Raw genomic sequence first — 12,960 nt, 5'->3', positions numbered from 1 at the left:
GTCACATCACTCACTGTCAGGCGGTGGCGGCAGGCAGAGCCTGACGCACCTTCTCCATGTGGGCGCCCTCGGTGGCGGCGATCTCGTCGGGCTGGATGTAGAAATCCTTGTCCGGGTCATAGGCACGCGCCAGCGCGCTGGCAAAGATGCCCAGCAGACCGACGATGGCCAGCCACCAGATGTGCCAGATCAAGGCAAAACCGAGCACCAGGCAGAAGCCACCGATGAACACGCCTGCCGAGGTATTGCGGGGCATGTGGATGGGCTCGTAGTGCGCCGGCTGCTTGTAGGCCAGGCCCTTTTCCTTCATGTCCGTCCAGGCATCGATGTCGTGCACGGTCGGGATGACGGCGAAGTTGTAGGACGGCGGCGGCGAGGCCGTCGACCATTCCAGCGTGTGGCCATTCCACGGGTCGCCGGTCAGGTCTTCCGCCTGCTTGCGCTGGATCAGGCTCACCACCAATTGCAGCAACTGGCAGGCGATACCGATGGCGATCAGGGCCGCACCGATACAGGCAATCCACAGCCAGGGCGTCCAGGCCGGGTTGTCGGTGTGGTTCAGGCGACGGGTCATGCCCAGGAAGCCCAACACATACAGCGGCAGGAAGGCGAAGTAGAAACCTGCTTGCCAGAACCAGAACGCAGCCTTGCCCAGCTTGGCATTGAGCTTGAAGCCGAACACCTTGGGGAACCAGAAGGCAAAACCCGCCAGATAGCCGAACACGGCACCACCGATGATGGTGTTGTGGAAGTGGGCAATCAGGAACAGGCTGTTGTGCAGCACGAAGTCAGCGCCCGGCACAGCCATCAGCACACCGGTCATGCCACCGATCGAGAAGGTGACCATGAAGCCCAGGGTCCACAGGATGGGCGGCTCGAAGCGCAGGCGGCCACGGTAGATGGTGAACAGCCAGTTGAACAGCTTCACACCGGTCGGCACCGAGATCACCATCGTGGCAATGCCGAAGAAGGCATTGACGTTCGCACCGGAACCCATGGTGAAGAAGTGGTGCAGCCAGACCATGAAGCCCAGGATCGAGATCACGCCGGAGGCGATGATCATCGAGGTGTGCCCGAACAGGCGCTTGCCAGTGAAGGTCGACACGACTTCCGAGAAGATACCGAAGGCCGGCAGAACCAGGATGTACACCTCAGGGTGACCCCAGGCCCAGAACAGGTTCAGGTACATCATGGCGTTGCCGCCAGCTTCCGCGGTGAAGAAGTGGAAGCCCAGGTAGCGGTCCAGGCTCAGCATGGCCAGGGCGCCAGTCAGGATCGGGAAGGAAGCCACGATCAGCACGTTGGCCCAGGTGCAGGTCCAGGTGAAGATCGGCATTTGCATGAGCTTCATGCCGGGGGCGCGCATCTTCCACACCGTCACCAGGAAGTTGATGGCGGTCAGCGTCGTCCCGATACCGGATATCTGCAAGGCCCAGGTGTAGTAGTCCACCCCCACATCCGGACTGAAGCCCAGTTCAGCCAGCGGCGGATAAGCCACCCAGCCGGTGCGGGCGAAGTTGCCCACGCCCAGCGACAGGTTCACCAGGGCCGCAGCAGCCACCAGCAGCCAGAAGCTCAGCGAGTTCAGGAAGGGGAAGGCCACGTCGCGTGCACCGATTTGCAGCGGCACCACGATGTTCATCAGGCCCGTCATGAACGGCATCGCCATGAAGATGATCATGATCACGCCGTGCGCGGTGAACACCTGGTCGTAGTGCTCAGGCGGCAGGAAGCCGGTGTGGCCGTTGGTGGCCAGCGCCAGCTGACCGCGCATCATGATAGCGTCGGCAAAGCCGCGCAGCAGCATGATCAGGGCGACGATGATGTACATCACACCGATCTTCTTGTGATCGACCGATGTGAGCCACTCGTTCCAGAGGTAGCTCCACTTGCCCAGTTTCGTGATCAGGCCCAGCAGGGCCAGGGCGCCCAGACCCACCGCGCCGAGCGTGATCATGATGATCGGCTCGTGGTACGGGATGGCGTCCAGGGTCAATTTACCCAAAAGCGTCGACATCGCTGATTACTCCTTCGCAGCCTTGGGCTGGCACAGCACACGGGTGAGTGCAGCCAGCTTCAGGTCTTCATCGCTGGCAGCCAGCGATTGCCGGCCAGCCATGTACTTGTGCAGCACGGCGTCAAACAAACGTGGCTCAGCCACGGTGTAGTACGCCGGCGGGTTGTTTTCGCTGGGGGCGGCCAGCGCCAGGTAGGACTGCGCGTCCAGCGGCTTGGCTTGGGCCTTCACCTGCTTCACCCAGGCCTCGAATTCTTCGGGGGTCTGGGTGGCGATGGCCTTGAACTTCATGCCCGAGAAACCACCGCCGCTGTAGTTGGCGGACATGCCGTTGTACTCACCGGCCTCGTCAGCCAGCAGATGCAGCTTGGTTTCCATGCCGGCCATGGCATAGATCTGCCCACCCAACTGAGGAATGAAGAAGGAGTTCATGGCCACATCGGAGGTGATGCGGAAGTTCACCGGCACGCCCTTCGGGAAGGCCAACTGGTTCACCGACGCGATACCCAGGTCCGGATAGATGAACAGCCACTTCCAGTTCAGCGCCACCACCTGCACGTTCACCGGCTTCTTGTCGGAGTCGAGCGGGCGATAGGGGTCCAGCTTGTGGGTGGTCTGCCAGGCCACAACGGCCAGAGCCATCACGATGATGATGGGGATGATCCACACCACCGCTTCGATCTTGTTGGAGTGCGCCCACTTCGGCGTGTAGACCGCGTCCGTGTTGCTCGCGCGGTACTTCCAGGCGAAGACCAGCGTCAGGATGATCACCGGGATCACCACCAGCAACATCAGCACGGTGGCCGTGATGATCAGGTTCTTCTCATCGGCCGCCACGGGCCCCTTGGGATCGAGGATGCCACCCGAGCAGCCCGACAGCAGTGCCGCCAGGCCGAGTGACACGCCCCATCGCCATCCGATGGTTCCAGCGTTTCTTGACATAGACATTCAAAAGTTGAAGGAAGAGAGCGGGGATCAGCCGGAACGGCAAGCCGTCAACAGAGGCTTCCTTCACCAGAACATCTCTAGAATTCGCGGTGGAGCAAGTCGACATCAGCGGCACCCAACACCCGAACTGCCCAATGTTGGTGCATTCTTGACGCACGTCAAGAAAAACTGCGCGAGTGTATTCTATAAACGCTGGTTTACCCTGACCAGAAGTCGGGTTTGTATCCCTATGCGCTCAGATTGCGCAGGGTTGCCACCATGTGGGAACGCGCATCCCGCGCCTCCCGGAAGCCCAGCAAGGGCCAGACATGCATCATGTCAGGCTGTACTTGCAGGTCCACCACCACGCCGGCTGATCGGGCCTGCGCAGCCATCTCGATGGCATCCGGGCCCAGCACATCGCACCCGCCCACATACATCGTCATCGACGGCAAACCGCGGAGATCGGCTCTGGCCGGACTGATGCTCGGATGGGCCACGCCCAGTTCACCCGCGTACAGCTCGCCCGCTGCGCGCACGCCATCCAAGGCCAGCATCGGGTCTGATGCTTCGATCCGTTGCGCCTTGGCGGACGGCACGGCCACATCCACCCAGGGTGTGATGAGCATGAGCCGTTCAGCCGCCACCCTGCCCTCATCCCGGCACGCCACAGCGAGTGCCAGCGCCAGGCCGCCGCCTGCCGAGTCGCCCATCAAGACCGTTGGCGCAGCAGCACGGCTTGCCCACTCGGTGTGGAGGCCTGACACGAAGTGCAAGGCACTCAGGCCGCAGGCCTCAGGCGCCAGCGGATACAGCGGCACCAGGATCTCTGCGTTGGCCCGCCGGGCCAGATCGATGAGCAGATGCCAGTGAAAGCGCGTGATCGGCCGACAGTAGGCGCCGCCATGGAGGTACAGCACCTGCACCTGGACCTCGCGCCGGGCTGGCCGCAACACATACACAGGGCATCCGTCCCGGGTGCCCATGGTCACCGACACATCAGCCAGTCCGCTTGGCGGTGCAGCCGGCCCTGCACGGCGGGTCTGTGCGACCCCTTCCAGCAACGCTGCCCTGGAGGCGTAGATGCGGCGACGGCGCATGAGGCGCAACAGCGTGAAGGTGGCGAGTGCGCCCAGGCTGCGGCTCATACCCGCATCAGAACTGGAACAGCATCACGCCCACACCCAGGCTGGTCTGGCGATGGTTGTAGTCGAGCAAGGTTTCGCCGTAGCCGGTAAACAGCTGCAAATACCAGCGCGGCCCCATGGGCTCGGTCTCATCGAAGGGGTAGCTCCAGTCGAGCTGCCAGGAACCACGCCCCAGGTTATCCGGGTTGATGCGCGCGGTCACAGTGGCCGTCGCTTTGCCAGGAAACCACACCCCACGCAATTCCAGTTTGCCGATGTAATCGAGCAGGTCCGGGTTGTCGTCATCATGGCGGGACTCGGGAATACGGAACATCGGCTGGACGAACAAACCAAACTCGCCTCGTTCAACGCCGAGCCCCGCATACAAACGGTTCCAGCTACGCGACAAGGGGTCGCTCTGCCCGTTCGACTGGTGGGCAAGGCCGACCTGCGCCATGCGCCAACGCCAGCCGCCCGGCAGGTTTCCCAGGCTTTCAGGGACCGGGGTCACGTAGATGGCCTCAGGCTGGTAGTCGGTGGTGCGAAACGGAGCAGAATCAGCGTGATCCCAAACCTGCCAACTGGATTTCTGTGTGTAGGCAAACCAGACACTGTCCCCCGAGAACAGCAGGCTGGTCGCCATCTTGGCCCGCAGCGAGATCTGCATCTTCGCTTCGGTGTTGAGGTAGTGCTTGTCGTCCGATGCGGCGCCTCGCGTCGGGCTGTACGGAGTCTGGTTCACCGAGCTGATGTAGTGAAGCGGCAGCAGGTAATTCGGCATGTAAGTGCGGATCACGAACTGTCGGCGCCGGGTTTCGGGCGTCAGCTCCCAGATCGCATCCATGGCTTCGGCCAGACTGAGGTCGACGCCCGGTTGGGGCGCTGCCTCCTCCACCGAGGTGGCCGTGCTCACCGAGTTGACCGCCGTGTCGACCACAGGGGTCGCTTTCTCAGGCTCGGCAGCAGGCACCTGTGGCGCACCGAAAATGCCGTCGTAGCAAGCCAGTCGGGTCTGGGCTTCCGTGAGCAAGCGGCAATCGGCCGCTGGCACGTCGACCACCGGCTCAGCCACAACCACCGAGGTACCCAACGCGCCCAGTGCGCTGGCCAGAATCCGCATTGACAGGTGCCCCACATCCGCTCCCTTCAAGGAAGCGGAAATGATAGTCGAGCGCGCATGACAAACCAATCAGCGTGACAAGGGCAAATCCAGACAAATCCTGGCCCCGTGGCCGGGCGTACTGTCCATGTGCAGGGCAGCCCCGAGCGTCGCTGCGCGTGACCTCATGTTGCGCAGCCCTCGCCCATCACGACCGCACTGTTCCGGGTCAAAGCCGCAGCCATTGTCGGCCAGCACCACGCGCACAGCATGGCTGCCGCGCTCGATGGACAACACCAACACCGAGCCCCTTGAATGGCGCAAGGCGTTGGCAATCATTTCCTGCACGATGCGCAGTATCTGCAGGGCACTGGGTGGATCGAGCCAGGGCAAGGGTGGCACATCCGGGTCAACCGCCCACTGCAGGCTCACCCCAGCCGCACCCAGCCGCTGGGCCACGCGCATGCGCAAGGTCCCCAGCAAGGTAGCCAGATCATCCTCAATCGGCTCCAGCGAATCGATCACCAGCCGCAGGTCATCAATGCATTCCGAGATGACCTGCACCAGATCGGCCTGCGTCAGCTGCCCTGTCTGCAGCAGTGCCTGCGCACTCAGCAGCGATGAACCCAAACCATCGTGCATGTCGCGCATGATCTGCTGACGCTCGCGCAGGCGCGTTCCCTCGAGTTCGGATGCCATCACGGAGCGGTGGATGGCTTCCAGCTCCGCCTGCTGCGCTGCGAGCTTGCGTTGCTGCTCATCATGCGCATGCTGCAAGGCCTCGAAGTTCTGCGCATGCTGGTTGGCCAGCACGTGCTGAAAGGCCAGCATCAGCAACAGATAGGCATAGGGCAACACATACACGTGGTCTGGCGGTAAACGCCCGCCCAGCAGCAACAGATCATGCACGGCCATGGCCGTACCGCCGATCAAGGCCAGTGCCAGCACACGCGGCGCCGTGTCGGCATACCGCCAGGCCCGAGCCACGATGAACCCACCCACCCCCAGCGCCATCAGCACCGTCGCCGCATGCTGAAACAGCAGGGTTTCGGCATGCAGAGGCCACAGCGGCACAGTCAGCAAGGTCACAGCCAGGCAATACACCACCAGCCCCTGCTCCAGCCTGCGCAAGCGGTCTGGCAGGAAGCGCAACACGAACAGGTGCAGGAACAAGGTCAACCAGTTCACAGAGACATTGGTCACCCACCAGAACCACTCGAAGGCTGCCGGCCCCGCCGGAGGAGCCACAAAGAAATGCAGGTTGCGCAGGCTCCAGGTGCCTGATATGGCCGCCAGCAACAGATAAGCGCCCGGCTGCTGGCCTCGCCAGGCCAAAGCCAGCGCCAGCGAGCCGAACAACAGACCCGCCAGGCTCATCACCCGGGGGCCTTCGACCTGCCAGAAGCGCCGCTCATCCAGCGACGGCAGCAAGGCATCGCTGGGACCATAGGCCACAGCACTCAGGCCGATGGGCGCCCCCTCGATCGCAGGCAAACCCAGCACCACGTCCCAGTGCTGCCCGGCAGGCCCCGGCAAGGTCACCATCACCGGGCGGTTCCATTGGGTCAGCCACCAGGGGCGGTTGTCCAGCAACCGCAGCCAGGCCCCGCCCGCCGGTGCCGATGGGCGCGCCCACACCACCAAAGGCCCGCCAATGGCCCTGGGTACATACAGCGCCCCCGGAGAGCGACCGGCCGGCTGCACCAGACCGACCAACCGGTACCAGCGCATGGACACCGTGTGGGCACGCGTCTCATCCAGCGCCATGGAGCGGGGCTGTTGGTCAGGCAGGGCAACCGGCTGCCACGAGGCGGCATCTGGCGGCAACATGTCGGTGTCCTCCAGATCCAGCATCGCAGACTCCGGCAGATGTCGCCCCAACTGAATGTGCTTGTCACCCAGGGGCACCACGGACAGCGACACCTCGCTGTACCAGCGTACCGAATCAGGCCTGACCGATCGAAAGTCGAGGAACAGGGTGGCCGCCACCATGGTCAACAGCAACAGCAACACCGCTGCAGCCGGCCATCGTGCAGGACGCTGTCCGTCAGTCATGCAGCAGGCCCAACTGCCGGGCCTCATGCAGCGCCTCGACCTTGGAGTTGACCTGCAACTTGCGGTAGCTGCGCTTCACATAGGTCATGACGGTGTGGCGTGACACCCCGATCAGTTGGGCGATCTCGTCATAGTTGAAACCTTTGGCCGCGTACTGCAACACCAGCACCTCCCGCTGGGACAGCGAGGGGTCACCACTGTCGCTGGCTACCGGCTGGTCTTTGGGTGCCCCCAGCCTCGTCAGCAGACGCCGGGCGATCACCGGGCTGATGGGGCTGCCGCCCTCTCGCAGCGCATGCAGTTGCCCGACCAGATCACGCGGCAGACAAGATTTCAGCAGGTAGCCAGAAGCACCTGCCTCAATGGAATCGAGCACGTGCTGCTCGTCACCGAACACGGTGATCACCATGACATCGCAATCAGGGCAATGTCGGTGGGCCTGCCGGATGATGTCCAACCCACTGCCCCCGGGCAGATCGAGATCGACCAGGAGCATGTCGGGGCGCAGCCGCATCAGCAGGTCCATGCCACCGCGCACATCCCCCGCCACCCCTGCCAGTGCAAAGTCGTCCTCGGCCGCAATGGCATCAGCCAGCGAGCGACGGAAGTCTTCGTTGTCTTCGACGATGCCAATCCGGGTCTGCGACATGGCCATGGCTCCTCCCTGGTGATGCCCGCACAGCAGCCTCCACAGTCTACCGACGAGTGCGCCGCCTGTGTCCCACTTTCATGGGACACCCGTACGCCAGCACATGCCCGGCACGTTGTTAGCTGCAATCATGCTTTTTTCCGGATCAACCCACAGGGAGCCGACCATGAACGCTGTTCGCACCTACCCCCATTTGCATGCCAGCCTCCTGTTGCTGGCCTGCTGCGCACTGACCGCTCAGGCGCAACCGCTGCAACGCAGAGCTGGCCTGTGGTCCATGACCGCACAAGACATGCCGATGGCCATGCGCCAATGTGTCGGCACCAGTGGTGACGACCTCGCCCAGGCACGCCCGACTGGTGGCAACAACAGTGTCCAGTGCGACAGCCCGAACTGGCAGCGTGACAGCAGCACGCGCGTGATGGTGTCAGCCCGCTGCCGCTCGCACGGCACGACCACCCTCACCAAGATGGTCTACACGGGCGACTTCAACCGGGCCTTCAATGCAGAAATCACCATGCATCAGGAATCACCGCGCACCAGCGAGCCCGACATGGTCATGCGGGCCGCCTACCGGTGGGAAGGAGCCTGCCCCGCAGGCGTTCGCCCCGGTCAGATGGTGATGCCCAACGGACAGGTCATCGATCCCGCCGCGATGGCGGCCCGACGCCGCTGAGCCCGACAGCTCGGCATTCTCACCGCAGTGCAACTCAACTCTGGAGGAATCCATCATGAAGACCACCTATCGCCTCACGCTCCTGGCTGCCTTGCTGGCCGCAGGCCTGGCTCAAGCCGCTTCGGCCGCAGAACAGGCAGAACCCCCGATCAAGAAAGCACCCGTGCACAAAGTCACCGCAGCCAAGGTCCAGACCGCGCAAGGTCTGAGTGGCACCGCCGCCGTTGGCAAGTCGGAAGGGGGTGACAAAGGCGGTGGCAAGGGTGGCGACAAGGGCGGTGATGGCAAACCGCCCAAGGGCCTGGCCCTCGGTGCGCAAAGCAAGACCACAGCCGGCATGTCCGCCCTGGGCAAGAGCGACGACGGTGGTGGCAAGGGCGGCGACAAGGGAGGAGATAAGGGTGGGGACAAAGGGGGAGACAAGGGCCCCAAGAAAGGCCTGGTCCAGAACAACGCCACCACAGCCGGCATGAATGAACTCAACTCGGCGAAGAACCTGGAATCTGCCCGCGGCGCCACGGCGGCCCAGCAGGCTCAGCGCGCCAACTCGGCCATGCACTGATGCCCTCACGCCTCATGCAATGGGGCTTCACAGGCTGGATGGGCTTCATGGGCCTGTCCAGCCTCGCCCTGGCTCAAACAGGAGTGCGGATGCTCGCCCCGCAATACAGCTGGACCATCGACAAGCGCTTGCACGTCGATGAGGTCGACGCGTCGGCCGCGCTCGTCCGCGTGACAGCGCTGCCCCCGCGCACAGCAGGGCAACCACCGCATTGGCCCCTGCTGACCGGGTGGCAAATCAGCCCCGCCGGTGGGACCGCCGAGGCGACATGGCACACCAGCGTGCAATGGCTGCTGGGTGCAGGCTATTCAGAGGCCAGCCGCCCCGGCCCTGTGGCGGCCGGCTGGACCATGGTGCTGAGTGACTTCGCCTGGCCCACAACCCCACAGCCGACCGACGGCGTCGCTCTGGGCTGGCTGCCTGATGTCGACACGGCCGGGTTGACCCCTCTGTCGGCCACCGCGGTGTCCATCCCCATGCTCAGGCTGTCGCGCTGTGTGGTCGTCACGGGCCGATGGCCTGCATCGACAGAGGCCACCGCCGGACCCGGCCCCCGCATTCCGGTAGCCGGCCAGCAGACGGCGCTCATACAGGGCCTGGCCATCCGGCCGGATCCCGGCCAGACGCCAATCACGCCCACCCACTTCGCGCTGCGACAGAAAGACGGTGCACTGACCCTGCAATGGCACGATGACGAAGGACGCAGCCCGGCCTACCAGTGGCTGGTTCGCTACTGCCTGCTTTGAAGACCAGTTGCCCCACCATGAGGCTTCGCACTGCGCATTGAAATTGCTTGGGTGTTCTCGTAGACTGTCTCCACACCCGAAGTTTCTGCGCGCTACCTCATGGCCTGCATCCCACCGTTCACGGCACTGCCCGAGCCGCTTCACACCGAAGCAAGGCTGGATCGCCCCCGCGATCAGGCTTTGGCGCGCGTGTGCGTACTCCGCGTGAACCTCGACTTCTGGGCCCTCTACCACTGTCGTCACGCTCGGCCACCGCAGCGCTGAGTCTCAGCCCAGCGCGCCCTTTGGCGCCCTCATCCCTTTTCCTTTTCTGATGGCATGACCGCCCTGGCGCCTGTGTGCGTGGGTGCGTCCGTGCGCGGCTGCATGCCTTGCCGAGGTACGACATGACTTTTGCTCCTGAACAAGAAGCGCTGGATTTCCTGGCGCGCCACCCCGACATCACCCTGTTCGAACTCTTCATCATCGACGCTGCCGGCGTCCCGCGCGGCAAGCTGCTGCACCGGGAAGAGTTGCTGACCGTCTTCCGTGACGGGCGCCCCCTGCCCAGCGCCATGATGAACCTCACCGTGCTGGGCGAAGACACCGATGGCAGCGGTCTGGTCTGGGACGTGGGCGACATCGACTGCCGTGCCTACCCGCTGCCAGGCAGCCTGGTTCGCCTGCCCTGGCGACAGATGCCCACCGGGGCGGTACAGGTCCAGATGCACCCGCACGAAGGCCTGCCCGCGGTGGTGGCCGACCCGCGCCACCTGCTGCAACAGGTCATCGGCCACATGGAAGCCGATGGACTGCACCCCATCATGGCCTGCGAGTTGGAGTTCTACCTGCTCGACGCACACAACGACACCCAAGGCCGCCCACAGCCCGCCCTCGATGTCGACGGCGGCCGCCCCGGTCAGACCCAGGTCTATGGCCTGCGCGAACTGGAACAGATCGAACCCTTCCTGGCTGACCTCTACGCCGCCTGTGAGGCACAGGGCATCCCGGCCCGCACGGCCATTTCGGAATACGCCCCCGGTCAGGTCGAGATCACCCTGGAACATGGCCCGGCACTCACGGCCATGGACCACGCTGTGCGCTACAAGCGCATCGTCAAAGGCGTGGCCCATGCGCATGGCATGCGGGCCTGCTTCATGGCCAAACCCTTCGCGCACATTGCCGGATCGGGCATGCACATGCACATCTCGGTGGCAGACCAGGCAGGCCACAACCTGTTTGCTTCGGACGACCCGGCCGGCACGCCCCTGCTGCGTCAGGCAGTGGGCGGCATGAAGCGCCATCTGCTTGATGCGCTGCTGATGTTCTGCCCCAACGCCAATTCCTATCGGCGCTTTCAGGCCAACAGCTATGCCCCGCTGACCCCGACATGGGGTGTCAACAACCGTACCGTGAGCCTGCGCGTACCAGGCGGACCAGCCTACAGCCGCCATGTGGAGCACCGCGTCTGCGGGGCCGATGCCAACCCTTACCTGGCCGCAGCGGCCATCATCGCGGCATCGCACACCGGCATCCGCGAACAGATCGACCCGGGTGCCCCCATTGAAGGCAATGGCTATGCGCAAGCCGACAGCCTGCTGCCCACCGACTGGCTGAGCGCACTCGATGCCATGGCGGCATCCGACTGGGCCCGCGGTGCCTTCGGCCCCGAATTCCTCAAGGTCTTCCTCGCCGTCAAACGCCAGGAGTACCGCCAGTACATGGGCGAAGTGGGTGAACAGGACTGGCGCTGGTACCTGAACCAGGCCTGAGCAACGAACACGAGATACACATCACATGAACACCCCGACACACAACGCCGTGGCCGCTGCACCCGAGCGCACCCGCTCTTACTACAGCGCCTCGCTGCGCGATGAAACCGCCTACCCCACCCTGCAAGGCACCGTGGCGGTCGACGTCGCCATCATCGGTGGCGGCTTCACGGGCGTGGCCACCGCCGTGGAACTGGCCGAACGCGGCCTCAAGGTGGCGCTGCTGGAAACCCACAAAGTCGGTTGGGGCGCCAGTGGCCGCAATGGCGGTCAGGTCACAGGCAGCCTTTCGGGCGATGGTGCCATGCGCAAGCAGATGCGTGCCACTCTGGGTCAGGAGGTCGATGATTTCATCTGGCACCTGCGCTGGCGCGGCCACGAGATCATCCAGCAGCGCGTAGCGACATACGGCATCCAGTGCGATCTGCAGCACGGCCACCTGCATGCCGCCATGACCCCCGCCCACCTGACCGAGTTGCGTGCCTCGTACGAAGAAGCCCTGCAGCACGGCATGGCGGACCAGGTCACCTTGCTGGACCAGACCGGCGTACGCGAAGCGCTGTGCAGCGAACGCTACATCGGCGCCATCCGCAACATGCGCAACATGCACCTGCACCCGCTCAATCTGTGCATCGGTGAAGCCCGTGCCGCCGAACAACTGGGGGTGCAAATCTTCGAGCACACCGAGGTGCTCGACATCGTGCATGGCGCCAAGCCCGCGGTGGTCACAGCCCAAGGCCGCGTCGAGGCCCGTCAGGTGATGCTGGCAGGCGACGTTTACCACCACCTCGAAAAGAAGAAGCTCGGCGGCAAGATCTTCCCGGCCATGGGCGGCATTGTCGCCACCGAACCGCTGGGCGACCTGGCCCGCCAGCTCAACCCCGACAACCTCGCCGTATACGACTGCCGTTTCGTGCTCGATTACTTCCGCTTCACGGCCGACCAGCGTCTGCTGTTCGGGGGCGGCGCCAACTACTCCGGACGCGATTCGCGTGATGTGGCTGGCGAGTTGCGCCCCTTCATCGAGCAGACCTTCCCGCAGCTGAAAGGCGTGCGCATCGATTTCGAATGGACCTGCGCCATGGGCATCGTCATCAACCGCATCCCCCAGTTGGGCAAGCTGTCAGACAACGTCTGGTACTGCCAGGGCTACTCCGGGCATGGCGTGGCCACCAGCCACATCATGGGTGAAATCATGGCTGAAGCCATCACCGGCACCCTCACGCGCTTTGACACCTTTGCTGCATGCAAACACATCAAGGTGCCTTTTGGCCGGGCCCTCGGCAACCCCCTGCTGGCCCTGGGCATGTGGTACTACACCCTGCTCGAAAAGCTGCGCTGAGCCCTCTGC

General features: G+C 64.0%; 11 protein-coding genes. 5 read left to right on the top strand and 6 right to left on the bottom strand.

The window, feature by feature from the left end; genetic code table 11:
• Positions 1 to 16: 16 nt before the first annotated feature.
• The 6 genes from cyoB to ACE3PH_RS08985 form a co-directional block, all read right to left on the bottom strand.
• A complete protein-coding gene (gene cyoB / locus ACE3PH_RS09010) occupies positions 17 to 2,017 on the bottom strand; it encodes a cytochrome o ubiquinol oxidase subunit I (RefSeq protein ID WP_374318060.1) in 2,001 nt (666 codons plus the stop codon).
• 6 nt (positions 2,018 to 2,023) lie between these two features.
• Positions 2,024 to 2,920 (bottom strand): ubiquinol oxidase subunit II, encoded by an 897-nt coding sequence (cyoA, locus tag ACE3PH_RS09005; protein WP_374318058.1) that lies wholly within the window; start codon positions 2,918 to 2,920, stop codon positions 2,024 to 2,026.
• Positions 2,921 to 3,192: 272 nt separating this feature from the next.
• Positions 3,193 to 4,092, bottom strand: a complete 900-nt coding sequence (locus tag ACE3PH_RS09000) for an alpha/beta hydrolase fold domain-containing protein (protein ID WP_374318056.1) — start codon at positions 4,090 to 4,092, stop codon at positions 3,193 to 3,195.
• A 7-nt stretch (positions 4,093 to 4,099) separates the two neighbouring features.
• On the bottom strand, positions 4,100 to 5,191 hold the full coding sequence (locus ACE3PH_RS08995; protein ID WP_374318054.1) for a phospholipase A: 1,092 nt from the start codon (positions 5,189 to 5,191) through the stop codon (positions 4,100 to 4,102).
• Between the two features lie 69 nt (positions 5,192 to 5,260).
• A complete protein-coding gene (locus ACE3PH_RS08990) occupies positions 5,261 to 7,225 on the bottom strand; it encodes a sensor histidine kinase (RefSeq protein WP_374318052.1) in 1,965 nt (654 codons plus the stop codon).
• Complete coding sequence (locus ACE3PH_RS08985) at positions 7,218 to 7,874, bottom strand: response regulator (protein WP_374318050.1); 657 nt, start codon at positions 7,872 to 7,874, stop codon at positions 7,218 to 7,220. Before ACE3PH_RS08985 ends, ACE3PH_RS08990 begins: the two co-directional genes overlap by 8 nt.
• Before the next feature lie 166 nt (positions 7,875 to 8,040).
• On the opposite strand from ACE3PH_RS08985, the gene ACE3PH_RS08980 reads away from it, so the two are divergent.
• The 5 genes from ACE3PH_RS08980 (at position 8,041) to ACE3PH_RS08960 (ending at position 12,951) form a co-directional block, all read left to right on the top strand.
• A complete protein-coding gene (locus tag ACE3PH_RS08980; protein ID WP_374318048.1) occupies positions 8,041 to 8,550 on the top strand; it encodes a DUF3617 domain-containing protein in 510 nt (169 codons plus the stop codon).
• A gap of 55 nt (positions 8,551 to 8,605) precedes the next feature.
• A complete protein-coding gene (locus tag ACE3PH_RS08975) occupies positions 8,606 to 9,112 on the top strand; it encodes a hypothetical protein (RefSeq protein WP_374318046.1) in 507 nt (168 codons plus the stop codon).
• Positions 9,112 to 9,858, top strand: coding sequence for a hypothetical protein (locus ACE3PH_RS08970; RefSeq protein ID WP_374318044.1), 747 nt, complete (start codon positions 9,112 to 9,114; stop codon positions 9,856 to 9,858). Before ACE3PH_RS08975 ends, ACE3PH_RS08970 begins: the two co-directional genes overlap by 1 nt.
• Positions 9,859 to 10,244: 386 nt before the next feature.
• Entirely contained in the window at positions 10,245 to 11,609 is a 1,365-nt protein-coding gene (locus tag ACE3PH_RS08965; protein WP_374318042.1) for a glutamine synthetase family protein, read from the top strand.
• A gap of 25 nt (positions 11,610 to 11,634) precedes the next feature.
• Positions 11,635 to 12,951 carry an NAD(P)/FAD-dependent oxidoreductase gene (locus ACE3PH_RS08960; RefSeq protein WP_374318040.1) on the top strand — a complete coding sequence of 439 codons (1,317 nt, stop codon included), beginning with the start codon at positions 11,635 to 11,637 and terminating at the stop codon, positions 12,949 to 12,951.
• The last annotated feature ends 9 nt before the right edge of the window (positions 12,952 to 12,960 follow it).

The sequence above is a fragment of the Aquabacterium sp. genome (assembly GCF_041909175.1).
In the GTDB taxonomy this organism is placed as follows: Bacteria; Pseudomonadota; Gammaproteobacteria; order Burkholderiales; family Burkholderiaceae_C; genus Aquabacterium.
The sequence above is the reverse complement of the archived record's forward strand: the minus strand, read 5'-3'. Positions and strand labels throughout refer to the sequence as shown.

Coding starts and splice junctions, on each gene's coding strand:
- ACE3PH_RS08995 (WP_374318054.1), bottom strand. CDS start 5,191: ATGCGGATTCTGGCCAGCGCACTGGGCGCGTTGGGTACCTCGGTGGTT.
- ACE3PH_RS08980 (WP_374318048.1), top strand. CDS start 8,041: ATGAACGCTGTTCGCACCTACCCCCATTTGCATGCCAGCCTCCTGTTG.
- ACE3PH_RS08970 (WP_374318044.1), top strand. CDS start 9,112: ATGCCCTCACGCCTCATGCAATGGGGCTTCACAGGCTGGATGGGCTTC.
- ACE3PH_RS09000 (WP_374318056.1), bottom strand. CDS start 4,092: ATGAGCCGCAGCCTGGGCGCACTCGCCACCTTCACGCTGTTGCGCCTC.
- ACE3PH_RS08960 (WP_374318040.1), top strand. CDS start 11,635: ATGAACACCCCGACACACAACGCCGTGGCCGCTGCACCCGAGCGCACC.
- ACE3PH_RS08965 (WP_374318042.1), top strand. CDS start 10,245: ATGACTTTTGCTCCTGAACAAGAAGCGCTGGATTTCCTGGCGCGCCAC.
- ACE3PH_RS08975 (WP_374318046.1), top strand. CDS start 8,606: ATGAAGACCACCTATCGCCTCACGCTCCTGGCTGCCTTGCTGGCCGCA.
- ACE3PH_RS08985 (WP_374318050.1), bottom strand. CDS start 7,874: ATGTCGCAGACCCGGATTGGCATCGTCGAAGACAACGAAGACTTCCGT.
- cyoB (WP_374318060.1), bottom strand. CDS start 2,017: ATGTCGACGCTTTTGGGTAAATTGACCCTGGACGCCATCCCGTACCAC.
- ACE3PH_RS08990 (WP_374318052.1), bottom strand. CDS start 7,225: ATGACTGACGGACAGCGTCCTGCACGATGGCCGGCTGCAGCGGTGTTG.